The sequence below is a fragment of the Actinoplanes sp. NPDC049265 genome, from assembly GCF_043197135.1.
Classification (GTDB): Bacteria; Actinomycetota; Actinomycetes; order Mycobacteriales; family Micromonosporaceae; genus Actinoplanes.
Genome location: NZ_JBICSP010000002.1, coordinates 146,114 through 170,834, shown reverse-complemented (window position 1 = coordinate 170,834; position 24,721 = coordinate 146,114). Strand labels below are relative to the sequence as shown.

Sequence of the window (24,721 nt, the reverse complement as noted above, 5' to 3'; positions counted from 1 at the left end):
TCAGGGGGTGCAGAGGGTGGTGTCGAGGAGGGCGAAGGAGCGGGCGTCCATGGCCGCCGACTTCCCGGGATCGGCCAGGCCGGTGGTGCGATAGAGAACGGTGACCTTGTGGCCGTCCGGGGTGACGCCCTGGACCATGCTGGTGCCGGGCACGTCACCGGGGTGACCCCAGTAGCCGCCGCAGTCGTTCGGCACCTGGAATACGCCCAGCCCGTACCGCAGCCCGGGCCGGACGTCCTGAACGGTCTCGGCCAGGACGGTCCGGTGCATCGCGGCCATCTCCCGCGGGCCGAGCAGCTGCCCGCGCTGCAACGCCTGCCAGAACCGGGCGATGTCGTCGGTGGTGCTGACCAGCCCGCCGGCCGGACCGGCGACGGTGCTGTTGAGGTCGGTCACGTCCAGCAGCGGGCCGTCGGGGGCGAACTGCTGGTAGGCCCGCGCGGACGGGCGCGGGATGCCCGGCCGGTCACCCGGGAAGGACGTGTCGTGCAACCCGAGCGGACGCAGGATCCGGGCCCGGACCTCCTCGTCCCAGGGCCGGCCGGTGACCTTCTCGACGATCAGACCGGCCAGGATGTAGTTGGTGTTCGAGTATGACCAGTGGGTGCCCGGCGCGAACAGCGGCTCGTGCCGGGTCGCGATGGCGACCAACTGCTCGAGGTCGTAGTGCTTGTACCGTCCGGCCCGGAATGCCTCGGCGGACCGCAGCTCGGGCAGGTCCTCGGTGTAGTTGAAGATGCCGCTGGTGTGCTGGAGCAGCTGGCGCACGGTCACGCCGCGGCCCTCGTTGCCGTGGCCGGCCAGGACGTCGGGCAGCAGCCGGTCCACCTCGTCGTCAAGCGACAGCCGACCCTCACCGACCAGCTGCAGGACCGTGACGGCGACGAACGTCTTGGTGTCGCTACCGATCCGGAAGTGCCCGTCGTCCATCATGGGCCGTCCGGTCCGCCGGTCGGCCACGCCGCCGCCGACGACGACCCGGCGGCGTCCGTCGCGGACCTCGGCCTGAGCCCCGGTGACGCCCAGCGCACGCAGATCGCCGACCGCGTCCCGCAACTCGGCGCGGTCCGGGGCCGGCGCCGCCGGGCTCGCCCACGCGGCGCCGGGCGCGGCCAGCACCAGACCCGCCGCGAGCGTACCGGCCACCCACCGCTTGTGATCCACCATGACGAACCCCTGTCCTCGCGGTTGAAGTCGGACTCAACCGTAGGAAAACGGGGGACCGGCCGGACATCCCGGCACCTTCCCGGATCGAGGTGGTGGTAGCCCCACCCCCCCGGATCAGTTGGGCGTGGTGGCGGCCTCGGCGGTGGTCGCGCCGGCGCCGCCGGACTTGACCTTGTTGGTGCCGGTGGCGAACATCAGCACCCGGCACTGGCCGGCGGTCTGGCCGACGATCGGCGTGCCGGGTTTCTGGCAGACCGTACGCAGCGACAGGTTCTTGTTGGCCGGAATCTCGATCGGCGACACCCAGTGGTAGTCGAGGTCGCGGAAGTTGGCCAGCGACAAGGTCAGGATCGGCTTGCCGGAGACCAGCACGTCGACCCGGCCCTCGTCGCCCTGCGGGTTCTGCAGCACCAGGTCGGTGAGGACCAGCGTGGTCTTGGCCGCGACGGTGTGGCTGTCGGTCTTCGCGTTCGAGCTGGGCGCCTGGTTGGTGGCCAGGTTGATGGTCGTCGGCGCGGTCTTGGCGGTGACCGCGTCGCCGTCGGCGGGCTTGGGCTTCTGCGCGCCGTTGGTGCCGCCGCCGGCCACCTGCTGTTCGGTGTTGTCGGCCTTGGTCTTGGCGTCGTCGGCCTTCTTGCCCGCGGTGTCGGCCTTGGCTGCCACATCTTTCAGCGGCTGCTGCACGGCTTCCTTGGCCGCCGAGTTCACGGCCGGGCGCAACAGCAGGAACCAGGCGCCGGCGGCCAGGACGGCCAGGGCGAGCAGCGCGAACGCGAGGCGGCGGAGGCCGCGCGGGATCAGGGCGGTCTGTACCGCGCCGGCGTCGAGCCGGATCGGTGGCTCGGGCGGCATCGGCGGCTCGGTGGCCGCGTTGCCGACGACCTCGACCATGAACGGGTGGGTGACCGGCTCGCCCTGCCACAGCCAGCGCCGGTGGCGGACGTGCACCTTGACGAACTCGGTCGAGCCGGGCTGGACGGTGATCTGTGGCGGCCGGGACCGCAGCTTCAGCTGGTCGTCGGGGTCGATTCCGCTGACGGCGGCGACGATCGGCACGTTGCCCCGGTTGTCCACGGCGACCTCGTGCCGGGCGTTGCGCCGGGCACTCGAGGTCCGTGGGGTGATCTCGGCTGTGGTCTCGGTGAAGCCGCCGACGGTGATGATGCCCTCGGGGGCAACCGAGTCGGCCGGCCGCTCGGTCGGGAGCACCCGGACCGCGAACGGGATCTCTCCGGGGCGCACCCGGGACGAGCGAGGTGGCTGAAATCTGACAGTCACGTTCTGCTCGGTGCCGGGGTAGACGCTGAGTTCAGGAGGGTCGAGAACCGTCCACTGTGCGACCTCGCCGACCACCTCGAAGCGGTACGCCTCCACCACATCGGAGTTGTTGCGCACCGTCAATCCGCAGGTCAGCTCGTCGCCCGGCATGATTTCGAGCGGGATCTGCTCCAGCACCGCGTACGTGGTCATGGGCCAGACCGTAGACGGTTACGGCGGTGAATGGACCGTACGGACGGCTACCCCATCGGGCAAAACGCGAGGGCCGTTGAGTCCACGTTGAGTGGACGATGAATCACCGAGCTCACAATCGGCTCTGTTGATTTACCCAGACGTTCTGAGCTTCAAACCAGCGGGGAGCATAGAGATGGTCACCACCAGAATTCCGGTCTACCTGTACGCCGACGACCCCATCTCGCACGCCGGGATCGCCGGGCAGCTGCGGCCGCGGCCCGAGGTGCGGGTGGTCGCCGCCGACGAGCTCGCCGAGGCCGAGGTGGCCATCGTGGTCACCGACGCGGTCACTGACGAGACCGTTCGCATGCTGCGCAGCCTGCGTGCCGAGGGCCTGCAGAACCTGGTGGTGGTGGCGACCCAGCTCAACGACGCCGACCTGCTCGCCGTGGTCGAGATCGGCGTGGCCGGGCTGGTCCGTCGTTCCGAGGCTACCGCGGAACGACTCGTCTCGGTCGTGACGAGCGCCGCCTCCGGCGACGGCGCGGTGCCCCCGGACCTGCTGGGCCGCCTGCTCACCCAGGTCAGCCGGGTCCAGCGGCAGGTGCTGGCGCCCCGCGGGCTGACCTTCACCGGTCTGGCCGAGCGCGAGATCCTGGTGCTGCGCCTGGTGGCCGACGGCTTCGACACCGCCGAGATCGCCGGCAAGCTGTCCTACTCGCAGCGCACGGTCAAGAACGTGCTGCACGACATCACCAGCCGGCTGCACCTGCGCAACCGGGCCCACGCCGTGGCCTACGCGCTCCGGCACGGACTGATCTGACCCGGGCCCGACCCTTCCGCTGGGCTCACCCCGATCGAAGAGCCGTGCGAAGCGATCATGACCTCGTTTCGCCCGGCCATGACGCTGCCCCCGCGGGCAACGGCAGGTGCCCTAAGGGCTGTCCTGTCCGCTGCTGTGGCCGAGGAGCGGTTAGGCCACGGTTGAACACTATGGACGGGTCTGCTGAAGACGAGGGCGCGACGACGTCTGCCCGCACGTCGCGGGGACGTCGCCGCATCGCCCTGCTCACGGCGCCGTTGCTGGTCCTCGGCGCCGTGGTGACCTGGGCGGCGGGCCGGCCGGCCCAGGCCGCCCCGGGCGACCCGGTGCCGTACCGCGTCGGCTACGCCAGCGCCGACGTACCGGTGCTGGCCGCTGTCACACCCGGCGGGCCGACCGGCGGCGTCACACTGCCCGCACCGGACGCGACGACACCGGCCGAGGATCCGGGCTCGCGCCTGGGCGGGCTGGTCTTCGTCACCCGGCGCGACGGGCACCGCGACCACGACCTGCGCTATCGGGCACCGGGGGCCACCTCGTCGGTGTCCGTGCTGGCCGACGACTTCGACGACCGCGACCCGCAGCTCTCCCCGGACGGCACGACGATCGCGTTCGAGTCCGACCGCAGCGGCCAGCCGGACATCTGGACGATCGGCGTCAACGGGCAGGGCCTGCGCCGGATCACCGACCACCCGGGCGACGACCTGACCCCGAGCTGGTCGCCCACCGGCGACCGCCTCGCGTTCAGCAGCACCCGGGACGACCCGGCGGGCGACATCTACACCGTCCGCGTCGCCGACAAGGTGGTCACCCGGATCGCTGCCGACAAGGCCGCCGACAGCCAGCCGGCCTGGGCGGCGCCGTCCGGCGTGATCGCGTTCACCACCTCCCGGTTCGCCACCGAGGACCAGCCCGGGGCGGTGATCTCCGCCATCGCGGACGGCGGCACCCAGGTGAGCCGGCTGGTCGCCGGCGAGGAAGCGGCCTGGTCGCCGGACGGGCAGCGGCTGGCCTTCACGGTCCGCACGGCCGACCCGTCCGGTGACATCGCGGTGCTCAACGTGCTCACCGGCGCCGTGACCCAGGTGCGGAAGAACCCCGGCCGGGCCGAGACCCATCCGGCCTGGAACGGCGCCGCGCTGATCTACTCCGACGTCACGGTGGCCGAGGACGACAGCGCCGACATCTGGTCGGCCGACCCGGCCGGACTCGACCGGCAGGACCACACCCAGCGGGCCGGGGCGAGCGAGACGGCGCCGGCGTACACCCGGGACGGCTTCCGGATGGCGTACGCCGAGGAGCGCCGCCCGCCGGGGTCGGAGTCGCCGGGCAGCTCGCGGATCGTGGTGGCCGACGCCGAGGGCGGCAACCCGCAGCCGCTCACCGCCTTCGCCGACAACCGGTTCGACGACGACCCGTCGTGGTCGCCGGACGGGTCGATGATCGCGTTCGGGCGGACGCTGCCGAACGAGAGCCGGTCGGTGGTCGTGGTGCGGGTCGAGAACGGGGCCGTGATCGGGACCATCCCGGTGCCGTGGCGGCTGCGGGCGGCCGACACCAAGCCGGCCTGGTCGCCGGACGGCACCCGGATCGCCTTCGTCCGCAAGCAGGTGCAGAAGCCGCCGCACATGGTCATTCCCGGCCCGACCGACCGGCGGCTGTACCCCGGTGGGTCGTACACGATCGACCAGCTGGTGAAGACGCCGGCGATCCTGCCCACCCCGGACATCATGCTGCTGGTCGACACCACGGGCAGCATGGGCGGCGTGATGCAGAACGTGAAGGACAACCTGCACGCGGTCATCAATCAGGTGCGTCAGGCTCAGCCCAAGGCACAGTTCGGCCTGGCCGGCTTCCGGGACCAGAGTAACCCGCAAGACCTCTTCAAGCTTTATTCACCGATCACTCCTGATCCGCAGCAGGTCCACGACCAGGTGGACAAGTTGAGCGTCGCAGGCAGGGACGACGACCCTGAGGACTGGGGCTTCGCGCTGGACAAGCTCAGTACCGACACGCCGGCCCGGTGGCGCGCGAACAGCAACCGGATCATCGTGCTTGTCGGTGACGCGCCCACACACAACCCCAGCAACAAGAAGATCAAGCTTTCCGACGCGGTCGACAAACTGAACAGCAGCTCCACCCGGGTGGTCGCCGCCGACCTCGGTCAGATGGATCTGGCCGTGATTGGCTGCACGGTGTCGCCCTGCTCCCAGCAGGCAACCTTCGTGGTCAAGGAGACGGGCGGTCAGCTGGTCAGGACGGTCAACCACGACAACGTGTCCCGCGCCATTCTCACCCCGCTGCGTAACGAGCGCATCGTGGTGACGCCCACGGTCGGGCACTGTGACGCCGGTTTGCTGGTCAGCTTCAGCCCCAGCACCCCGACCCGGGTCTTCAGCGGCACCGACGTGCACTACCAGCAGACCGTCACCATCGCGCCCGGCCTCGACCCGGACACCGTGCTGCGCTGCGACGTCTCGTACCCGATCGACCCGAACCCGGACGGCAACCAGGAGTCGTACACCGCACCGGTCACGGTGACGGTCAACGACCCGGCGCTGCCGCTGGTCACCGTCGACGACGTTTCCGTCCTGGCCAAGGACGCGTACGGGACACCGGTCAACTACCCGGCGAGCGCGGTCGCCTCCGACGGCACCCCGCTCACCCCGGACTGCTCACCGCCGGCCAGCACGACCGAGCCGTTCCCGGTCGGGCAGACCACGGTGACCTGCACGGCCGAGGACGCGGACGGCAACGTCGGGCAGGACACCGCGCTGATCGCGGTGATCGACCCGGGCGCCGACAACAAGTCGCGGATCTACACGGCCTCGCTGACCGCGGTGCTGGACGGCCCGGTCACCTTCCTCGACGAGATCGACATCAGCCTCAACGCCTCGGTCGGCTGCCCGGCCGCGGTGAACGACGACGCGCCGGCCTTCGCGCCGGACGGCAACTCGGTGGCCTTCACCGCCGACGGCCGGGTCTGCGTGACCGATCCCGCCGGGCTGCTGCCCCGGCAGTTCACCCCGGCCGACTCGCCCCGGGCCGAGGATCCTGCCTTCTCGCCGGACGGCGCCGTGCTCGCGTACACGTCGGTCGTGCCGGGTGAGCCGAGCCGCCGCACCCTGCGCACCCTCCCGGCGGCCGGCGGCGATCCGACCGTGCTGGTCGACACGCCGGGTGAGGCGTTCGAGGCGGCGTTCCGGCCGCTGGCGGCGGGGCTGACGCTGACCCTGACCGCCGCGCCGGTCCAGGTGAGCCAGGGCGACAGCCCGATCCGGCTGACCGCGGTGGCGACCAACACCACCAACGCTCCGGCCACCCGGGTCTGGCTGTCCACGCTCATCCCGACCAAGGACCCGGTGGTCACGTCGATCGGCGCGCTCGCCGCCGGCGCCTCGACCACTGTGGGCATCGACGTGACGACCGAGACCGCGTTCACCGGCACGGTGCAGAGCACGGTCAGCGGGCTGTTCCCGGGCGGGCTGCCGGCCATCGCGACAGCCTCGGCCGCCATTTCCGTGCTGCCCAAGAACACCGTGGTCACGGAGCAGCCCAAGCCGACGTTCACGCCGACGCTGACCGCCGAGCCGAAGGTCGGGCCGCCCGGGTTCGTCACCGCCGCGGTCGGCCAGGGCTTCAAGCCGGGCAGCACGGTCACCCTGACCTGGGAGCCCGGGATCAAGGTGCCGCAGCGGGTGAAGGTCGGCAAGGACGGCCGGTTCCGCGTGCAGGTGCTGGTCTTCCACCGCGACCAGCTCGGCCCGCGCAAGCTCATCGCCGAGGGCACCGACATGGACCTGCGGGAACCCAAGAAGGTGATCTCGGCCGACTTCCTGGTGGTGCCGGGCGGACAGGATCCGGCGGACTTCGCGGTGCGGAGGTGATCGTGTGATTCACGAGGTGGACGACGCGCTGCGGCAGTTGCTGCGGCACGAGGTGCTGCGTAGTGGTGACGTGGACATCGTGCTGGAGGCGCCGACCAAGGACTGGGCCGCCCGGCGCAACGCGCCCACGGTCAACCTTTATCTCTACGACATCCGGGAGGACATGCGGCGCAAGTCGCGCGGCCGGATCAACGAGTACGACGACCAGGGCAAGATCACCGCCCGGCATCTGCCGCCCCGCTACTTCAAGCTGTCCTACCTGGTCACGGCCTGGACGCAGCGGCCCGAGGACGAGCATCGGCTGCTGTCGGCGCTGCTCATGTCGATGCTGGCGTACGACGCGCTGCCGGCCGAGATGCTCACCGGCTCGCTGCGGGAACTGGACATGCCGGTGCCGCTCACGGTGGCCCTGCCGCCGCCCGAGGACCGCGCGTTCGCCGACGTTTGGTCGGCGCTGGGCGGCGAGCTCAAGCCGTCGCTCGACGTCGTGGTCAGCGCGCCGGTCGAGTCCGGCCGCCGGATGGAGGCCGCGACCATCGCCTCCGAGGGTGTCCTGCTGTCGATGGACGGCGACGATCCGGTACGCCACCGGCCGGTGCCCGAGCTGCCCGAGGGCAGCAAGCCGGCCGAGGAGTCGCGGGTCGCCATGGTTCGCATGCGCCGCCGCCCGGACGCGACGTGAACGCACTGCCCGGCCTGCTCGGACGGCTGGCCGATCTGGAGAAACGGATCCGTGAGGCGGTCACTGCCCGCCGCAAACGGGACCCCGCACCGGACGACCCGTTCCGCGGGCTCTACCTCTCCGACGAGATCATCGACGCGCTGCTCGAGCAGAACCGCGACCCGGCCACCGTGCCGTGGGCCGACGCGCCGGCCGACGAGCCGGCCGTGCTGCCGGCCGGGCTCGGCCTGTCCGCGCTCGACGTCGAGCTGCTCATGGTCGCGGTCGCGCCCGATGTGGACAGCCGGTACGAGCAGTTCTACGGCTACCTCAACGACGACGTCACCCGGCGCCGGGCCACCGCCGGGCTGGCCCTGCGGCTGTGCGGCCTGGCCGAGGGCTCGGCCGCCGGGCGGTCCCGGCTCGGTGCGGATTCCCCCCTGGTCCGCAACGGGCTGCTCGTCGTCGAGGAACAGGACCGGCCGCTGCTGTCGCGTACCCTCCGGGTGCCCGACCCGGTGGTGGCGCACCTGCTCGGCGACATGCGGATCGACCCGGCGCTCGGCCCGGTGCTGGCCGCGCCGGTCGACCCGGTCGACGACCTGCCCGGCGCGGACGTCGTCGCCCGCGCCCTGACCAGCGGCGCCCGCCTGCTCTACCTGCGCGAGCGCAGTGGTGGCAGCGGCCCGGCGCTGGCCGTGACCGGGTTGCACGCGTTCGGCCGGCCCGCCCTGGTGGTCGACGCGGAACGGCTCCACCACCTGCCCGAGCTGGTCCGCCCGCTGCTGCGCGAGGCGCTGCTGACCGGCGCCGGTGTGGTGGTCGGCCCGATCGCCGGTGGTGGGTCACCCCCGGGTGGTCTGCTCGACGCCTTCTCGGGTACGGACGCGGCCCTGCTCGTCTACGGCACCAGCGGCTGGGACCCGCGCTGGGGCCACCGGCCGCCGCTGCACCTGGACGCCGAGGCGGTGCCGGCCGCGATCCGGGCCGCCGTGTGGCGCGCCTCCCTGGACGGGAAGCTCGCGCCGGGCGTCGACCCAGCCGCGGCCACCGCGCACTTCAGCCTCGGGCCGCCGCAGATCCGCCGGGCGGCCGAGGCGGCGGTGCTGGCGGCCAACGCGGACGGGGAACTGGTCGACGTCACGCGGTTGCGGCAGGGTGCGCGTACCCAGAACGCGGCCGGACTGGAACGCCTGGCCCGCCGCATCGAACCCGCCGTCGGCTGGGACGACCTGGTGCTGCCGGCCCCGGTGCTGGCCCAGCTGGGCGAGCTGGCGGCCCGCGCCCGGCACCGCGAACGGGTGCTGCAGGACTGGCGGATGCGCCCGGGCGGCGGCCGGGGGCTGGGCGTGGTGGCGCTGTTCGCCGGTGACTCGGGCACCGGCAAGACCATGTCGGCCGAGGTGGTGGCCGGTTCGCTCGGCCTCGACCTGTACACCGTCAACCTGGCCACGGTGGTCGACAAGTACGTCGGCGAGACCGAGAAGAACCTGGAGCGGATCTTCACCGAGGCGGCCGGGGTGAACGGCGTGCTGCTGTTCGACGAGGCCGACGCGATCTTCGGCAAGCGGTCCGAGGTACGCGACGCGCACGACCGGTACGCGAACATCGAGAGCGCGTACCTGTTGCAGCGGATGGAGACCTTCGACGGGGTGGCGATCCTGGCCACCAACCTGCGGGCCAACCTGGACGACGCGTTCACCCGCCGGCTCGACTCCGTGGTCGACTTCCCGGTGCCCGACGAGGAGCACCGCAAGGCGCTGTGGGACGTCTGCCTCGGTCCCGGTGTGCCGCGCCGCGACGACATCGACCTGTCCTTCATGTCGCGGCAGTTCGAGCTGGCCGGCGGCCACATCCGGGCGGCCGCGGTGACGGCGGCCTACCTGGCCGCGGCCGACTCCCGCCCGGTCGGCATGATCGACCTGGTCGGTGCGGTCGCCCGCGAGTACCGCAAACTCGGCCGCCTCTGCCTCGACCGGGAATTCGGCCCCTACCTCGCACAAGTCACGTAGCCAGCTCTTTCAGTGGTAGGTCAGGGCGGTATCCGGGCCCCGGATACCGCCCTGACCTACCACTGCCTCTTTTTGGGGCGCAACCAAATCTCGCACGTGGAGCGAAGCGACCTCGGCGGGAGCAGCGGTCTGTACCACCCACCCCGCTACGACATGATCTTTGAAGGTCTTGGAGAGCGAAGCGGACTGTTGCCCTTTCGGGCGGGGGACAATGCCCGGTGGATCGCGCCAACGAACCTGTACCGCGTGCGCATCGGATGTGACAGTGGGCGTGGAGCAGACGATCCTCAAGGGGGCGGCTATGCACGGTCACGACCATGGCCAGGAGAGCGAGTTCCGGCCGAAGGCCGACCGGGTCGAGCGCGAGGACACCGACATCTCGATGAAGGCCGCCGTGGCCGGTCGGACCGACGTGCTCGGCCAGGGCGGGATGCTCGGGCTGCAGCGCGCGATTGGCAATTCCGGCGTGAACACGATGATGGAGCAGGAGAAGTCGCCGGTTCTCGACGTGGTCAATGGCGGCGGTGGCTCATCGCTGGACAACGACACGCGTACCGACATGGAGTCCCGGTTCGGCACCGGCTTCGGCGACGTCCGGGTGCACACCGGCGGCGCCGCGCACGACTCGGCCAAATCGGTGAACGCGCAGGCGTACACGGTGGGCTCGAACATCGTCTTCCAGGACGGCAAGTACGACCCGGGCTCGGACTCGGGCAAGCACATGCTCGCCCACGAGCTGACCCACGTGGTGCAGCAGCGCAGCGGCCCGGTCGACGGCTCCGACGCGGGTGGCGGCGTGAAGGTCAGCGACCCGTCCGACCGCTTCGAGCGGGAGGCCTCGTCCAACGCCGACCGGCTGATGTCGGGCGACGCGCACGCGGGGCACAGCCACGACGCCGCCCCGGCCGCCGGTCTGCAGCGCATCGAGGAGCCCTCCGTGCAGCGTGAGGAGGGCGAGGACGAGGAGCCGGCCGAGGTGCAGGGCTACGTCCAGCGCGAGGAGGAGGCCGGCGAGGAGGAAGAGGCGACCTCCTAGCCGCGCCACCCGGTCAGATAGACGGCCCCGCCGTGCGCCACCTCCACGGTGGTCACGGCGGGCGGCTCGTCCAGCATGATCACGCCGAAGCCGTTCAGGTAGACGGCGGTGCACGGCAGCTCGAGGATGCCGCCGAACTCGGCGTTGTCGGCCAGCGCGGCGGCGTCCGTGGCGAAGTCGTCCCAGCTGTCCTCGGCGATCGGGCCGGCCGAAAGCAATGCCAGCGTCGGGCGGACGTCCTCGCACGCGTCCACGAACGTGGACAGCGGCGGCGGCAGCTCACGCTCGGTCGGCGCCAGCGTCATGGCGATGTCGAACGCCGCCGCGTCGACCGCCACGAACAGCGGACCGGACTCGTCGTCGTTCCGGTGCGTGACCCGGCAGGGTAGACCCGACCACGTGCCCGTCCCGCCGGCCACGTCGGTCACCTTGGCGAAGGCCAGACGCTTGTGCAGCCACGGCTCGTAGTCGTCGTCGACGGGATGTCCGATGAGGAACACCGCGAGTCGCTGGTCGGTCATGGGCACCTTCCGGGTCGATGTCGTCAGAGAACTGTCGCGCGCAGGTGTTCGAAGCCCGGGATATCGGTCACCAGACCCAGCTCGCGGCACGCGTCCCGGGTCGCGTCGAGCTGATCCAGGTGCAGTCCCACGTTCTGCCGGCCCAGGGCGAGGCGACCGATGCGGAAGACGTGGCCGCGCTCGGTGACCTCGTGCACGGTCAGCGGGGAGTCCGGGAACCGCCGGCCCAGCCGGGCCGCGACATCGTCGTCGGCGCCGGCGGCGAGCACCTCGCAGACCTCGACGGCCGGGCGACGGCCGGGGCCGTCGTCGCTCGTCGCGTCGTACGCCACCACCTCGGCCGGGCCCGGACCGACGGCCCGAGGCTCGCCGCCGACCTCCAGCTCGGCCCGCCACGAGACGCGGTAGCGGTCGCGCCAGCTGTCGTTTTCGGGCAGCTCGGTGAAGAACGGCGTGCAGACCCGGTCGAGCCGCCACGCCCGCGGCGCCACATCGGGCAGGCCCCAGGCGGCCAGGAACGCCCGGCACACCTCGTCGGTGCCCTTGTGCAGCAGGTTCCGGCCGACCCGCTCGACGTCGAAGGCCAGCGTGGTCGCCTCGCCGGACCCCGTCCAGCGGGGGAACCACAGCCGGAATTCGGCGTCCTCGGACACGGCCCCGACCCTACTCGCCGGGGCCACGGAAGCTGCTCCCGACCTTGGGATCGTACCGTTCGCCGCCGCTGCCCTTGGCCGAGTTGCACGGCCCGCACATGACCTCGAGATTGCTCTTGAGGCTGTAGTAGTCGGTGCGGGTCTTCTGGTTGGTGTTGTTACCGCCCAGGTTCGTCCAGTGGTTGGCGATCGGCTTCTTGTGGTCGAAGGTCAGGTTCCGCACCAGCACGCCCCTCGAGTTCGTCGTCTTCAGCGGTCGCAGCTGGCGGCAGTGCGGGCAGTAGAACCAGGTCGGATCCTTGAAGCCGGGATGCCCGCTCAGCTCCGGGTGATTGGCCTTCTCGGCGACCAGCCGGACCTGCTCGGCGTCGCCCCAGTCCTCGACCTCGTCGGAGTACGTGGAGCCGTAGAACTTGCCCCGGATGTCGCCGCGCCACTCCTCTCGGATCTCACCGGCCAGCACGTAGTCGGAGGGGTGCTTGAGGACGTCGATCGACGGGTAGCCGTGCTCCTTGGCCTGCGCGACGAAGGCCTCCAGGACGTTGTTGACCTTGCTGCGGATCTCGTCCTCCTGGAACTTCCGGTTCACGTCGCCGGTGCTGATGCTGTCGGCGATCCCGGTGAGCTCCCTGGTCCAGTCCCGCATCCGGCCGAGCAGCGCCTTGCACTCCGGCCGCCGTTTGACCTCCTCCACCTTGACGGCGTGGTCGATCGACATCTTGACCTGGTCGATCTTCTTCTTGAGGCGGGTGACGGCCAGGCCCTTGCCGTCGCTGTTGACGGCGTTCTCGTACGCCTTGACCAGCTTCTCCTGACACACCGGCAGGGGCAGCTTCTCCAGGTGCCCGATCAGGACGCCCACCGACGCGCCGGTGGCCCGCTGCTCGTCACACAGGTGATCCAGACCCATCTGCGCCTCGACCTTGGTCAGCTTGGCCCGCAACGCCCGATAGCGTTCCTCCGGGTTCCCGCCGATCCGGTGACTCCCGGTCTGGCTGGTCTGGACGTGAACGACCTCACCCTCGTTTGTTCGCGACTCGACCACCAGCTTCAGCGGCACCTGGTGCTTGTGCTCGATCGTGCCGACCTGCTGCTGCGCCGACTCGTGGGTCTTGGCCGACTTGAGCACCCGATCGGCGTCGGCGATCGCCGCGCGTTCGCGAGCGGGCTTGCCCTCGGCCGGTTCGCCGGAGCCCGGCTGGCCCTTCTTGCCCTTGGGCTTGAGTTTGGCCCAGATTTTCTTGCCGAGTCCGACGATTTTCCCGACGATCCAGTCGACGGCTTTCATGACTGGTTTGGAGAGGGCCTGGAAGAAGGATTTGACCTTGTTGGCGATCCCGCCGATGCCGAGGATGGCGGCGAGGGCGCCGATCAGGACTGGGATGGACTTGGCCAGGGCCCCTTCAATGAGTTGGGGTACGCCGCCTGCTCCGCCGCCGGCGATGGCGATGACGGCGTCGAGGACGGCGTTGACGAATTCGATGATCTGGGCGCCGCGGTCGATGATGAACGTGACGATGTCGATGATCATCTTGCAGGCTTTGATGAACGCGGATGCCGGGTTGAGCAGGCTGATGATCCAGGTGATCCCGGCGATCAGCACGGTCGGGATCAGATATTCACTGATCTTGCCGAGCAGGTTCTCCTTCAGATCCCCGACCTGGTCCTTGATCTCCTCGTACGCCCCCGCGACCCCACCGGACTGCAGCTTCGCCACGATCGGGACGCCGGCCTCGACCGCGGTCATGGCCTGCTCGGGGATGCCTTTCTGCACGATCCGGCCGCGGATAGCGCCCCAGGTCAGCCCGAGCAGCGACGCGATCATGGACAGGATCCCGCGCAGGTCGAACTTGTCCGGCAGCTGGATACCGGCGTTGGCCATGGATCCGAGCAGCCACCCGATCAACCCCTTCTTCAGGTGGCTACCGATGTTGGCCATGAACGCTTTCAGACCGGCACCGACCGCGGAGACCAGGTTCCCGAGGAACCCGATCGGGTCTTTGAGGATGGCCATCACCGCCTGAGCGGCCTTCGCCAGCACCCCGAGGAGGAGGTCTTTGAGTTTGAGGATGGTGTCGATGACACCTTTGACGGCGTCGACGGCCTTGGCGATCAGGCCCTTGTTCTTCTCCTTCTCGGCATCGATCTCGGCATCCACCGACTTGAGGGCCTCGTTGTACTTGCTGGCCAGGGTGTTGACCAGCTCCTGACCCTTGGCATCGACACTCGAGGTCAACTCGTCGAACTTCCCGGAAAACTCCCCCGCGGCTTCTTTACCGATGGCTTGCAGGTCGGCGGGCAGTTTCTGCACCTCGGCCTGCAACTGCTGCCGGCCGGCCGCGATCCGCTGCTTCGCCCGGTTCAGCTCGGCACCGATCACGTCGGCCACGGTGGAGATGACGCCCTGCATCCGGGCGACGTAGCCCTGCCGGGCGGTCACGAAGATCTGGTTCGCTTCGTCGGGAAGACCGGCGAACTTGTCTTTGACCCACTTCAGTTTGCCGGTGAATCCTGAGTAACGTTTGTCTTTGTACTCGTCCATCCGCCGCTTGTGTTCAGCGGTGAACGCATCCCGCGCCTGCTTCTCCCCCGAGCTGAACGCGTCGTCGACCTTCTTGTCCAGACCGGTCAGAATCCCCTCGACGTCTTTCTGGGTGGCGTCGAACACGGTCTGCAGCTTCGCGGTGACCTGCGCCCGTTTCGACTCGTCCTTGCCCTGGGCCCCTTGCTGGCCTTGACCGACCGCGTTGTTCGCCGCAGCCTTCTGCCCCCGCATGCCCTCGATCGAGGACGCCGCCGTGCTCTGCGCCCCAGCCTTCGCATCGCTCAGGGTCTGGTTCTCCGCCGCCCGGACCTGCCCGGGCGCGGTCGCGGCGTGTTCCTCCCCGGCTTTCTTCTCCTTCAACGCGCCGGTGAATTCGGGCTCGTTGGACTTGGCCAGTTGCTCTTCGGTGACCTGGGCGTCGGTCATCTGCTGGTCGACCTGCTGCGGCCCGGCGGAGAAATCGGTCGCACTGGCGGGGGCCTTGTCGGGGATGGCGTTGGCCGGGTTCGGGGTCCCCGGGTTGCCCGGCGCCGGCTCCTGAGCAAGCGGGGTGACCTGTTTTTCTTTGGCCGCGGCCGTGTCGGGGGCGGCCTTGGTGGTGGTCTCGATCTGTTTGGCCGACTGTTCTTTACCCTGCCCGACCTGGCCTTGGACCTGCCCTTTGACCGCGTCGGCCTTACCCGAGTCACCGAAGTTATCGGCCTCATCCAAATTCTTCGGGGCCTGCTCAGCGATGGCCTTGTTGACCGCCGCGATGAACGCCGCCTTGTCAAAGGTGCCGGGCTGAGCGGCGTTCATCTTCTCCGCGTTCGCCGCCTTACCCTGCGCCTGCTTGTCATCAGCCGGCGGCTTCGCAGCAGCCTGCGCGGCGCTGGCCTTCGACGCGGGCGGCGGATGCGCGGCGAGAGTTTTCTGCTTCCCTCGCACGTCCGACTTCAGCGCCCCGAACTTCGGCGCCGACGCGGCCGGCGGACGGGCATACCGCTGCACCGGCGCAACCGCCTCCTCCACCACCGGAGCGGCCATCTCGCCCGGAGAAGCCGCGGAGTCGACCGCGGCGTTCGGCTGGCGCTGGGCGATGAGCGCCGACACCGCCCGGTTGCCCGCCGCGGCCTGGAGGCGCTGTGTCGCGCGCGGCGTCACCGGCCGTCGTGCGGCCGGCGCGGCCCCGTCGGCCCGGCTCGGTTCGGTGGTCTCGGTCCGGTTCGGATCGGTGGCCGGCGCCGGTCGGCGCGCGGGATCGCGGTCGTCGGTGCGGTCCTCCGCCGGAAGCCTCATCGCGTACCTCCCCCGAGGATCGAATGGCCGACAAGGTCGCCCATTCGACAGTGTTACGTCCGGGAGGCGCTGGTCAGCGCGCCCCCGGGCAGCCGGTCGGGCAATATGGCCTGCCCGATGGGGAAGGTCAGCCGCACAACGCGATCTCGTGCCCGATGGGGCACCGACGAGTTCCCTCCCGACCGATCGCCGGGTCATTGTTCGCCCGCGCGGGCTGGCGAAGCATGAACACCAGAGGCAGACCCGGAGGGGGCTGCCGGGGATTCACTGTGAACTGAAGGAGGCACGCGATGCCCACCTATCTCTCCCCGGGCGTTTACGTGGAGGAGGTCGAGGCCGGTTCGCGACCCATTGAAGGTGTGGGCACCGCGGTGGCGGCCTTCGTCGGCTTCGCACCGCAGGGACCGGTGCACACGCCGACGCTGGTGTCGAACTGGACGCAGTACGCCCAGGTGTTCGGCGAGTTCGCCGAGGGGCAGTACCTCGCGCACGCCGTCTACGGCTACTTCCTCAACGGTGGCGGCAACTGCTACATCGTCCGGATCAACGGCGGCCAGGACGGCGGCAACGGCGCGGCCGCGATCACCGCTCAGCCGCAGGCCCAGCTGGGCGGCTACCGGGTGGTCGCCCGTGAACTGCCGGCCGGCCAGTCCAACCAGAACATCACCGTCGAGGTTCACGACGCCGGTGAAGGTTCTCCCGACGACCGCGCCGTCCTGATCGTCAAGCAGGACGGTAAAGAGGCGGAGAAGTTCAACGTCACCACCAAACGCGGCCGGGAGAACGTCGTCACCCAGCTCCGCGAGCACTCCAAGCTGATCACCGTCGAAGAGGTCGCCGCGGCCAACGGGCTGGCCAAGGGCACGGTGTCGCTGGTCGCCGAGCAGCCGGCCGTGCCGGCGCCGGTGCCGCACGCGGTCGTCGCCGACGACTACGTGGGTGACGTGGCCGAGCGCAGCGGTTTCGGTGGCCTGGAGGCGGTCGACGAGATCACCATGGTCTCGGTGCCCGACCTGATGAGCGCGTACCAGAACGGCTCGATCGACCTCGAGACGCTCAAGGCCGTGCAGCTCAGCCTGATCGCCCACTGTGAGCTGATGGGCAACCGGATGGCGATCCTGGACCCGCCGCCCGGCCTGTCCCCGCAGCAGATCCGGGAGTGGCGGCAGGACCTGGCCGGCTACGACTCCAAGTACGCCGCCCTGTACTACCCCTGGGTCAAGGTCTTCGACCCGTCCACCGGCAGCAACGGCTTCGTCCCGCCGAGCGGCCACATGGCCGGCGTGTGGGCCCGCAACGACGCCACCCGCGGCGTGCACAAGGCCCCGGCCAACGAGGTTGTCCGCGGCGCCGTCGACCTGCAGACCCAGCTCACCAAGGCCGAGCAGGAATTGCTCAACCCGATCGGCGTGAACTGCGTCCGGGCCTTCCCGGGCCGCGGCATCCGCGTCTGGGGCGCCCGTACCCTCTCCAGCGACCCGGCATGGCGCTACCTCAACGTCCGCCGCCTCTTCAACTACCTCGAGGAGTCCATCCTCGTCGGCACCCAGTGGGTCGTGTTCGAGCCGAACGACGACGCGCTGTGGGCCCGGATCCGCCGTACCGTCGGCTCCTTCCTCGTCACCGAGTGGCGCAAGGGCGCTCTCTTCGGGCTCACCCCGGACGAGGCCTTCTACGTCCGCTGCGACCGGGAGACCAACCCGGCCGAGCAGATCGACAACGGTCAGGTCACCTGCGAGATCGGCATAGCGCCGGTCAAGCCGGCCGAGTTCGTGGTGTTCCGCCTGGCGCAGATGTCCGGTGGCACCAGCCTGGTCAACGAGTAATCCCCACCGGTCAGCAGCGAAAGGGTAGGAAACCATGGCACTTCCCGATTTGGACAAGTCCGTCGGCCACTCGTTCGGGCTCGAGGTCGACGGGATCATGATCGCGCAGATCCAAGAGGTCAGCGGTCTGAAGATGGAACAGGACGTCATCGAGCTCAAGCAGAACACCAACGATGGCAAGTACATCGTCAAGAAGCTGCCCGGCCGCCCCAAGGCCGGTGAGGTCACGCTGACCCGCGGTCTGTCCGGTGACAACAGCTTCGAGAAGTGGGTCAAGGACGCCCACTTCGGCAAGATGACCAGCGCCCGCAAGGGCGGCGCGATCATCGTCTTCGACTACGAGGGCACGCCGATCAAGCGTTACAAGCTGACCAACGCGTGGCCCAAGAGCCTGGAGATCGGCTCGCTCAAGGCCGGCGACACCAGCGTTCTGACCGAGAAGATTGTCCTCACGTACGAAATGATGGAGGTCGAGTAACACCATGCGACGCACCATGGCCGCCGTCGCGGACGCGCCGCCCGCTGCCGGTCCGGCGAGCCCCCAACCCCAGCCGACCCTGCAGACGACGTTCGACTTCGAACTGCCGCGGGGTTACGTGGACGACGACGGCCGGGTGCACCGCACCGGCACGATGCGGCTGGCGACCGGGCGGGACGAGCTCGTCCCGTTGCGTGACGACCGGGTCCGGGAGAACCCCGCCTACCTGACGGTGGTGCTCCTGGCCCGGGTGGTCATGAACATCGGCGACATCACCGACGTGCACGCCGGGGTGATCGAGAACCTGTTCGCCACCGACCTCGCATTCCTCCAGGACATGTACCGCCGCATCAACACCGAGGGTCACACCTTGGCCAGCGTCGGCTGTCCGTCCTGTGGGCACTCGTTCGCGATCGACCTCGCGGGTGGGCGCCCGGGGGAATCGTGACGTACGCGGCCGACCGCCTCCACGAGGAGGTCGCGTACGTCGCCTACCACTTCCACTGGTCGCTGGACGAGATCCTCGACCTGGAACACCCCGATCGCCGCCGCTACGTGGCGGAGATCGCCAGTATCAACAACCGCATCAGTCAAGGTCGGTGAGGTCTCATGTGGCCGTGGCGGCGTAAGCAGGAGGAACCGGCGCCCGCACCCGTGTCGGCGCCGGTCGTGCCGCCGCGCCCGCCGGCCGACCAGTGGCGTCTAGTGGCGCCGATCCAGCGCGTGGTCGGCGACGACATCCTGGCCAACCCGGTGCAGCGGTTCAGCGGATCGCTCTCGGCCTGGCAAGATCCGCGGTTCGTCGGCGCGCTCGGGCACGGCGTGAGCGCGGGCGAGCCGTCCGGGACGATCGGCGAGTTCGCCCGGCCGTCGGGCGTGCGACCCGACCTTCCCGCCGGGTCGCTGCCCGAGATGCCGGTGGCCGCCTCGCAACCGGAGCGCCCGGCCCGGCCGGTCAACTTCACCGTGTCGCGGCTGGCCGAGACGCCGCCGGCCGACGAACCGTCCCCCGTGGAGGCTGCCCCGCAGCCGGGAGCGGGCGTCCCGTCGGCGGACCAGGCCGAGGCGCCCGAGCAGGCGGCCGCGCCCACGCTGGGTGCGTCGGCTCCGCCGGTTCAAGATCCGGAGGGTACGCCCGAAGCCGACGATTCCGGCGATGCGGTACAGCGAATCGCGTCGTCCGGCGCGGCCCTGCCCCCGGTGCAGCGCAGCGCCTCCACCGGCGCGGCCCTCCCGCCCGTGCAACGGACGGCCACCGACGCCGCCCTGCCGCTCGCCTCCGCCCCGGCACCATCGGCCCAGCGAACGGCCGGCGACAGCGCCGCCGTGCAGCGGATGGCCGCCGACGACGCCGCCACGGCGCAGCGGATGACAGACGCCGCCGCCGTGCAGCGCAATGCCGACGCCGCAGCGGGGCAGCGGATGTCCGACGAGAACGCCGCCGTGCAGCGGATGGCGGACGATAACGCGGCGCAGCGGAGCGCTGGCGACAACGCGACCGCGCCGGTGCAGCGGGCGGCCGACGATGCCACCCCGGCCGGTTCCGGCGCGCAGCCGCCGCCGGTGCAGCGGGTCGCCGAGACGCTGGCTCAGCGCTCGGCCGAGACACCCGTGCAGCGGGCCGCCGACCAGACCGCCGCGGCCGCACAGCGGGCAGCCGAAGCGGCCGGAACGCCTCTGCAGCGCGACCTCGACCTTCCGCTGCAACGTGCCACCGACACGTCGGCGCATGCGACCACGAGCGGTTGGGCGCATCCGGCCGCGGGCGCTTCGGCGCAGCCGGGCGCGGACGCCTCGGTCCAGCGCGCCGGCTCGCCGCAGCAGGCCGCGGAGGCGCCGGTTCAGCGCGTGGCCGATGGCGAGGCGGCCCCGGCCCAGCGGTCCGCGGAAAACGACGCGCCGCTGCTCAACGCCCCGATTCAGCGGGCCCTCGACGATGACGAGCCGGGGGTGCAGCGGGTCGCCGCCGACACGCCGGGCGCGGTCGCGCACGACGACCACTTCCACCTGCCGGTGCAGCGCAGCGCCGCTCCGGAGCAGCCGCCTCGGCTCGGCCTGGGCGCTCCGATCGAGCCGGCCGCGCAGCACGGCTTCGACGGTGGGTCCCGGCCCTTCGGCCCAGGCGACGACCTGCCCCCGGCGGTGCAGCGGTTCGACATGGGTGGCGACGTGATGCCACTGGCAGCGCAGCGGTTCGACGAGGGCGGCGGCGCGGTGCCGGATGCCGGGTTCGAGTCGGTCCGGCCGGTGCACGGCGAAGCTCTCGCCCGGCCGGTCGACGTTCCCGCCGCCCCGGGTACGGCCACCGGCCCGGACAGCCCGGCGATGCCGTTGTCCCCGCCGTCGCCGGTGCAGCGCCTCGGTCTCGGGGCCGCCCTGGACGAGAGCTCACCGCTGCTGTCCCCGCCCGCACCGACCCTCGCGTCCAGCCCGATCGCCTCGGCGCTGTCCGGTGCCACGGGCCCGGGGGAGACGAGCGGGCCGGCGGTGCAGCGGATCGCCGACGACATCGCCGAGCCGGAGCTGCCGGTCGCGGTGACGCACGGCGCCCCAGCGGCCGGAGGCGGCCCGGTCGTCCCGGTGCCGGCACCGTCGGCGCCGACCGCGTCGGCGTCCGCCGCCCCGGTGCTGCCGGTGGTTTCCCGGCTGGTCGGGGACCGGCCGCTGCGCCCGGCGCTGGCCGACCTGCCGGCGGCCCAGGCGTCGGCCACCGGCGCCTCGATCGCGTCCGGGCCGAGCCCGGCCGAGCTGCCCGCCGTACCCGTCGCCCAGCTCGTCGCCGAACCACCCGCCGGCGCGCCGGTCCGCACCGCCGTGCCCCTGCAGACCTATTCCACCCCCGGCCGGGGAAGCGACGGCGGAGGGCCCGGCGTGCTGGGCAGCCTGGGCGACGGCGGTTTCGGCGCGATGCCGACCGTGTCCGGTTCGGGCGCGCCCAGCGTGCAGCGGTCGGCGATGCCGGCCGCGGCGTCACCCGCGATGCAACTGCTGACCGCGCGGCCGGCCGCGGAGACGCCGAGCTCCAGCCCGTACGCCGATCCGAACTATTTCGACGCACCGCCGATCACCGTCTCGCGGCAGGTCACCGTCAGCGCCTCGGCCGACAACCCGGTGCCGACGGTGTCCCGGGCCGAGGACGCCGCGGCCACACCCGACCCCGCGCCGGCCGCGCCGGCCGCACCGGCCGCTCCCGGTGCGCCGGGCGGTGCCGCCGCGGCCGCCACCCAGCCCGACGAGCTGGTCAAGAAGCTGTTCGATCCGTTGTTGCGCCGGCTCAAGGCTGAGCTGCGTCTGGACCGGGAACGCCGCGGGTCGCTCACTGACCTGCGGCACTGACCGGCCGAGCCGAACCACGAAGGGAGTGTCCGATGCCGGATCTGGAAGAGTCCGTCGCCGTCTTCTTCTCCGTCTCCATCGACGGCGAGAACCTCGGCGCGTTCATCAGCTGTGACGGGCTCGGCTGCGAGTTCCTGGTGGAGCAGCGTGAGGAGGGCGGCAACAACGGCTGGATCTGGCAGCTGCCGACCCGGATCAAGTTCACCAACATCAAGCTGTCCCGGCCGGTCACCAAGGACACCGAGAAGATCGCCGCCTGGTTCATGCGGATGGCGTCCGGCGTCGAGCGCAAGACGGCCACGATCGAGGCCCGCAACGCGAAGAACGACGTGATCGCCCGGTGGGGCCTGATGGGTGTGATTCCGGTGCGCTGGACCGGCCCGCAGATGAGCGTGGACAGCCCGAAGCTGGCGACCGAGACCCTGGAGCTGGCGCACCACGGCTTCATGGGCTCGGGCGCCGCCAAGACCGGGGGACAGCACTGACATGACCTCGCCCGTCGCGTTCACCTCGCCCGGCTCGGTCAGCGTCGGCAAGGCCGCCACCTCGGCCGGCGGCCAGACCCCGGCGCCGGCCCCGTCCAACCTGCAGAAGGCGCAGCTGGAGCTGCGCGAGCCGCCGTCCGACGGCAGCACCTCGACGCCCAGCGGCGCGGTCATCGGGGTGATCAAGTTCCAGTACAACCCCAAGGAACTCACTGTCGCCAAGAACGCCAAGTGGAAGCGGGACTCCAACCGCAACGCGGCCAAGAGCGCGCCGCCGGAGTTCACCGGGTCGGACCCGAGCAAGCTCACCCTGGAGCTCTTCCTCGACGCCACCGACAAGATGGACGACGGCGTCGTCAAGAAGGTGGAGATGCTCTTCTCCTGCTGCGTGCCGACCATGTCGAGCCGCAACAGCAAGAAGGGCTCACCGCCCTGGGTGATCTTCTCGTGGGGCGGGATGACCGGCTTCCCGGCCTTCGTCAGCTCGGTGTCCTGCAAGTACACGCTGTTCACGCCGAGCGGCCTGCCGGTGCGGGCGATCGTCACCGTGCAACTGGAGGAGATCTCCGGCGAGAAGGGCGGCCAGAACCCGACGTCGGGTGCGCTCGCCGCCCGGGACACGCACACGGTCATCGCCGGCGACACGCTGCCCTCGGTGGCGTACCGGGCGCTCGGCGACCCGAACGCGTGGCGGGCGATCGCCGAGCTCAACGACATCGACGACCCGATGCGGCTGGAACCGGGCTCGCGGCTGCTGATCCCGGCGCCCGAGGAGGTGGAGCGACGCGATGGCGAATGAGAGCTTCTCCAACACTCCGCTGGTCAACGTGGACGGCCGGGACCTGCCGGCCGACGTGGCGGCGATGCTGGCGCTGGCCTACGTGGACGACAGCCGGAACCTGCCCGACGTCTTCGTGCTGCGCTTCCGGGACCCGGGGTCGGTGGTGATCGGCAAGGCCGCCTTCAAGATCGGTAGTAAGGTGAAGGTGTCGGTGCAGACCGCCGAGCCGGGTGGTCCCCAGACGCTGATCGAGGGCGAGGTGACCGCCCTCGAACTCGACCTCGACCCGACCGGGACGATCACCGAGGTACGCGGCCAGGACGTCGCGCACAAACTGTTCCGCGGCCGGCGCGTGGCCGCGTACCCGGGCATGAGCCTGGCCGACGTGGTCGGCAAGGTCGCGCAGCGGGCGGGTGTTCCCACCGGCAAGATCGACAACGTGCCGGGTGTCGGTGCCGGTCAGGACGGCCAGATCTCGCAGAACAACGTGAGCGACTGGGACTTCCTGTCGCAGCTGGCCGACCTGGTCGGCGCGCACCTCGCGGTCGAGGAGGGCAAGCTCTGCTTCCAGCTGCCCGAGCCGCCGGCCACGGCCCCGCGGACCGACGCCAAGGCCACCGCCAACCCGCTGGCCCTGGAGGCGCACAGCAACCTGATCTCGGTGCGGGCCACGGTTCGTGCCGCGCACCAGGTGCCGACGGTCGAGGCGTACGGCTGGGACTCCGAACACAAGCAGGCGGTGACCGCGACGGCGACGCCGCGTACCCCCGGCATGGAGGTGGCCGGGGCCAATCCGACCGAGATCGCCAAGAAGATGGGCGCACCCCCGCTGCGGGCGGCCGACCCGGCCTGGCAGACCGCCGACACGGTGAAGGCGGTGGCCCGGTCGCTGGCCGACCAGCTCGGCGGATCGGCCGTGGAACTGGACGGCGTGGCCAAGGGCAACCCGAAGCTGCGGGCCGGCGCCGCGGTCGCGCTGACCAACGTGGGCGACCCGTTCACCGGCAAGTACGTGCTGACCCAGACCCGGCACACGTTCAGCCCGACCGACGGCTACCGGACCATGTTCACGGTGGCCGGGCGGACCGAACGCTCGGTGTACGACCTGGCCGGCGGCGGCACCGGCGGCAGCCTGCCCGCCGGAGTCACCAGCGGCCTGGTGCCCGGCCTGGTCAGCGACATCAAAGACCCGCGCAAGCTGGGCCGGGTCAAGGTGACGTTCCCGTGGCTGGACTCCGACTACGTGACCGGGTGGGCGCGCGTGGTGCAGCCCGGTGCCGGCGCCGACCGGGGCTCGCTGGTGCTGCCCGAGGTCAAGGACGAGGTGCTGGTCGGCTTCGCGCACGGTGACCCGGACAACGCGTACGTGCTGGGTGGCATGCACAACGGCACCGACAAGCCGCCCAAGCTGGAGACCGAGCCGGTCGACGGCGGCAGCGGCGCGGTCGCGGTGCGGGGGTTCGTCTCCCGCAAGGGGCACACCATCCAGTTCATCGAGGACGGTGGCGTGCTGGTGGCCACCGGCGACGGCAAGCTCTCGGTGCGGCTGGACGTCAAGTCGGGCACCGTCGAGGCCAAGGGCGACCAGATCAAGCTGACCGCGACCAAGACGGTCGAGATCAAGGGCCCGAACGGCGTGACCATCGACGCCGGGTCGGGCGCCCTGGACATGAAGGGCATGACCGCGTCGCTGGCCGGCCAGTCCAAGACCGACGTGAAGGCCTCCGGGCCGGTGACCGTCTCGGGCACCCCGATCAAGCTGAACTGATTCACCGAGAAA

The 24,721-nt window shown here is 70.8% G+C and carries 18 protein-coding genes; 13 read left to right on the top strand and 5 right to left on the bottom strand.

Going from position 1 to position 24,721, the window contains the following annotated elements; translation table 11 throughout:
• Together ACGFIO_RS06575 and ACGFIO_RS06570 are read right to left on the bottom strand one after the other, a co-directional pair.
• Positions 1–1,167, bottom strand: coding sequence for a serine hydrolase domain-containing protein (locus ACGFIO_RS06575; RefSeq protein WP_392822936.1), 1,167 nt, complete (start codon positions 1,165–1,167; stop codon positions 1–3).
• 114 nt (positions 1,168–1,281) lie between these two features.
• The gene (locus ACGFIO_RS06570) at positions 1,282–2,637 is read right to left on the bottom strand and encodes a hypothetical protein (protein WP_392822934.1); all 1,356 of its coding nucleotides are present in this window, start codon (positions 2,635–2,637) and stop codon (positions 1,282–1,284) included.
• A gap of 175 nt (positions 2,638–2,812) precedes the next feature.
• On the opposite strand from ACGFIO_RS06570, the gene ACGFIO_RS06565 reads away from it, so the two are divergent.
• From ACGFIO_RS06565 to ACGFIO_RS06545, 5 genes are all read left to right on the top strand, one after another.
• Positions 2,813–3,442, top strand: a complete 630-nt coding sequence (locus ACGFIO_RS06565; RefSeq protein ID WP_392822932.1) for a response regulator transcription factor — start codon at positions 2,813–2,815, stop codon at positions 3,440–3,442.
• A gap of 170 nt (positions 3,443–3,612) precedes the next feature.
• Positions 3,613–7,329 (top strand): VWA domain-containing protein, encoded by a 3,717-nt coding sequence (locus ACGFIO_RS06560; RefSeq protein WP_392822929.1) that lies wholly within the window; start codon positions 3,613–3,615, stop codon positions 7,327–7,329.
• A 4-nt stretch (positions 7,330–7,333) separates the two neighbouring features.
• A complete protein-coding gene (locus ACGFIO_RS06555) occupies positions 7,334–8,011 on the top strand; it encodes a DUF4255 domain-containing protein (RefSeq protein ID WP_392822926.1) in 678 nt (225 codons plus the stop codon).
• Positions 8,008–10,002, top strand: coding sequence for an ATP-binding protein (locus tag ACGFIO_RS06550; RefSeq protein WP_392822924.1), 1,995 nt, complete (start codon positions 8,008–8,010; stop codon positions 10,000–10,002). Before ACGFIO_RS06555 ends, ACGFIO_RS06550 begins: the two co-directional genes overlap by 4 nt.
• 301 nt (positions 10,003–10,303) lie before the next feature.
• Complete coding sequence (locus ACGFIO_RS06545) at positions 10,304–11,038, top strand: DUF4157 domain-containing protein (protein WP_392822922.1); 735 nt, start codon at positions 10,304–10,306, stop codon at positions 11,036–11,038.
• Here the strand turns inward: ACGFIO_RS06545 and ACGFIO_RS06540 are convergent.
• The 3 genes from ACGFIO_RS06540 to ACGFIO_RS06530 are packed head-to-tail and all read right to left on the bottom strand — an operon-like array spanning position 11,035 to position 16,035.
• Positions 11,035–11,559, bottom strand: a complete 525-nt coding sequence (locus ACGFIO_RS06540) for a hypothetical protein (RefSeq protein WP_392822920.1) — start codon at positions 11,557–11,559, stop codon at positions 11,035–11,037. The two genes, ACGFIO_RS06545 and ACGFIO_RS06540, sit on opposite strands and share 4 nt — an antisense overlap.
• Positions 11,560–11,582: 23 nt before the next feature.
• On the bottom strand, positions 11,583–12,212 hold the full coding sequence (locus tag ACGFIO_RS06535) for a hypothetical protein (protein ID WP_392822918.1): 630 nt from the start codon (positions 12,210–12,212) through the stop codon (positions 11,583–11,585).
• Positions 12,213–12,222: 10 nt separating this feature from the next.
• A complete protein-coding gene (locus tag ACGFIO_RS06530; RefSeq protein WP_392822916.1) occupies positions 12,223–16,035 on the bottom strand; it encodes a hypothetical protein in 3,813 nt (1,270 codons plus the stop codon).
• A gap of 290 nt (positions 16,036–16,325) precedes the next feature.
• Between ACGFIO_RS06530 and ACGFIO_RS06525 the strand changes: the two genes are divergently transcribed.
• From ACGFIO_RS06525 to ACGFIO_RS06490, 8 genes are read left to right on the top strand one after another with little or no spacing between them, the layout of a single operon-like run.
• Positions 16,326–17,861 (top strand): phage tail sheath family protein, encoded by a 1,536-nt coding sequence (locus ACGFIO_RS06525; RefSeq protein WP_392822915.1) that lies wholly within the window; start codon positions 16,326–16,328, stop codon positions 17,859–17,861.
• Positions 17,862–17,895: 34 nt separating this feature from the next.
• Positions 17,896–18,339, top strand: coding sequence for a phage tail protein (locus tag ACGFIO_RS06520; RefSeq protein ID WP_392822912.1), 444 nt, complete (start codon positions 17,896–17,898; stop codon positions 18,337–18,339).
• Positions 18,340–18,343: 4 nt separating this feature from the next.
• Complete coding sequence (locus ACGFIO_RS06515) at positions 18,344–18,787, top strand: hypothetical protein (protein WP_392822910.1); 444 nt, start codon at positions 18,344–18,346, stop codon at positions 18,785–18,787.
• Positions 18,784–18,942: a DUF6760 family protein gene (locus ACGFIO_RS06510; protein WP_392822908.1), complete on the top strand. Its 159-nt coding sequence runs from the start codon at positions 18,784–18,786 to the stop codon at positions 18,940–18,942. Before ACGFIO_RS06515 ends, ACGFIO_RS06510 begins: the two co-directional genes overlap by 4 nt.
• Positions 18,943–18,948: 6 nt before the next feature.
• Complete coding sequence (locus ACGFIO_RS06505) at positions 18,949–21,675, top strand: hypothetical protein (protein ID WP_392822905.1); 2,727 nt, start codon at positions 18,949–18,951, stop codon at positions 21,673–21,675.
• Positions 21,676–21,707: 32 nt separating this feature from the next.
• Complete coding sequence (locus tag ACGFIO_RS06500) at positions 21,708–22,160, top strand: phage tail protein (RefSeq protein ID WP_392822902.1); 453 nt, start codon at positions 21,708–21,710, stop codon at positions 22,158–22,160.
• Between the two features lies 1 nt (position 22,161).
• Complete coding sequence (locus ACGFIO_RS06495; RefSeq protein WP_392822900.1) at positions 22,162–22,959, top strand: LysM peptidoglycan-binding domain-containing protein; 798 nt, start codon at positions 22,162–22,164, stop codon at positions 22,957–22,959.
• Positions 22,949–24,709 carry a VgrG-related protein gene (locus tag ACGFIO_RS06490; RefSeq protein ID WP_392822897.1) on the top strand — a complete coding sequence of 587 codons (1,761 nt, stop codon included), beginning with the start codon at positions 22,949–22,951 and terminating at the stop codon, positions 24,707–24,709. The genes ACGFIO_RS06495 and ACGFIO_RS06490 overlap by 11 nt, the downstream gene beginning before the upstream one ends.
• Positions 24,710–24,721: the final 12 nt, after the last annotated feature.

Excerpts from the sequence above, each read along its gene's own strand:
- ACGFIO_RS06575 (WP_392822936.1), bottom strand. The coding sequence starts at position 1,167 with ATGGTGGATCACAAGCGGTGGGTGGCCGGTACGCTCGCGGCGGGTCTG.
- ACGFIO_RS06570 (WP_392822934.1), bottom strand. The coding sequence starts at position 2,637 with ATGACCACGTACGCGGTGCTGGAGCAGATCCCGCTCGAAATCATGCCG.
- ACGFIO_RS06565 (WP_392822932.1), top strand. The coding sequence starts at position 2,813 with ATGGTCACCACCAGAATTCCGGTCTACCTGTACGCCGACGACCCCATC.
- ACGFIO_RS06560 (WP_392822929.1), top strand. The coding sequence starts at position 3,613 with ATGGACGGGTCTGCTGAAGACGAGGGCGCGACGACGTCTGCCCGCACG.
- ACGFIO_RS06545 (WP_392822922.1), top strand. The coding sequence starts at position 10,304 with ATGCACGGTCACGACCATGGCCAGGAGAGCGAGTTCCGGCCGAAGGCC.
- ACGFIO_RS06540 (WP_392822920.1), bottom strand. The coding sequence starts at position 11,559 with ATGACCGACCAGCGACTCGCGGTGTTCCTCATCGGACATCCCGTCGAC.
- ACGFIO_RS06530 (WP_392822916.1), bottom strand. The coding sequence starts at position 16,035 with ATGAGGCTTCCGGCGGAGGACCGCACCGACGACCGCGATCCCGCGCGC.
- ACGFIO_RS06525 (WP_392822915.1), top strand. The coding sequence starts at position 16,326 with ATGCCCACCTATCTCTCCCCGGGCGTTTACGTGGAGGAGGTCGAGGCC.
- ACGFIO_RS06520 (WP_392822912.1), top strand. The coding sequence starts at position 17,896 with ATGGCACTTCCCGATTTGGACAAGTCCGTCGGCCACTCGTTCGGGCTC.
- ACGFIO_RS06515 (WP_392822910.1), top strand. The coding sequence starts at position 18,344 with ATGCGACGCACCATGGCCGCCGTCGCGGACGCGCCGCCCGCTGCCGGT.
- ACGFIO_RS06505 (WP_392822905.1), top strand. The coding sequence starts at position 18,949 with ATGTGGCCGTGGCGGCGTAAGCAGGAGGAACCGGCGCCCGCACCCGTG.
- ACGFIO_RS06500 (WP_392822902.1), top strand. The coding sequence starts at position 21,708 with ATGCCGGATCTGGAAGAGTCCGTCGCCGTCTTCTTCTCCGTCTCCATC.
- ACGFIO_RS06495 (WP_392822900.1), top strand. The coding sequence starts at position 22,162 with ATGACCTCGCCCGTCGCGTTCACCTCGCCCGGCTCGGTCAGCGTCGGC.
- ACGFIO_RS06490 (WP_392822897.1), top strand. The coding sequence starts at position 22,949 with ATGGCGAATGAGAGCTTCTCCAACACTCCGCTGGTCAACGTGGACGGC.